Here is a 536-nt window from a genome sequence, read left to right on the forward strand (position 1 = left end):
GTGGTGTGCATCATGTAGGCTTCGTTGAAGGTTTCTTCGTTGATGTCACCCTTCACGTGAATCATCGAAGCCTGCGAGAAGGCCGCCAGCAGTTTGTGGGTGGACTGGGTTTCATAGATCACCTTGCCCTCCACGCGGCCGCCGCTCATGCCACACTTGCCTTTGTAGATCGGGTGGAAGTTGGTGTAAGGCACCCAGGCGGAATCGAAGTGGATCGACTTCACGTCCAGGGTGTTCTTGATAAAGTCGGTGTTGTACAGCAGGCCGTCATAGGTGGAGTTGGTGATCACCGCGTGTACCGGCCAGGTGGCGTTCGGGGTGTCCTTCACGCGTTTGGCGATGGTGGCGCGCTGGAACTCGCTCTGCGGAATGCCGCCGAGGATGCCGTAGGCGTTGCGGGTCGGGCGGAAGTAGATCGGCGTGATGTCACTCATCATCATCAGGTGAGTCAGCGACTTGTGGCAGTTACGGTCAATCAGCACCGTGCTGCCCGCCGGCGCCGAGTACATGCCGACGATCTTGTTGGCGGTGGAGGT

The 536-nt window shown here is 58.8% G+C and carries 1 pseudogene; it reads right to left on the reverse strand.

Going from position 1 to position 536, the window contains the following annotated elements:
* Positions 1-536 (reverse strand): annotated as a pseudogene (cadA, locus tag HMPREF3138_RS26905) (lysine decarboxylase CadA); the annotation flags it as partial.

The organism is Serratia sp. HMSC15F11, assembly GCF_001808215.1.
Taxonomy (GTDB): domain Bacteria; phylum Pseudomonadota; class Gammaproteobacteria; order Enterobacterales; family Enterobacteriaceae; genus Serratia; species Serratia nevei.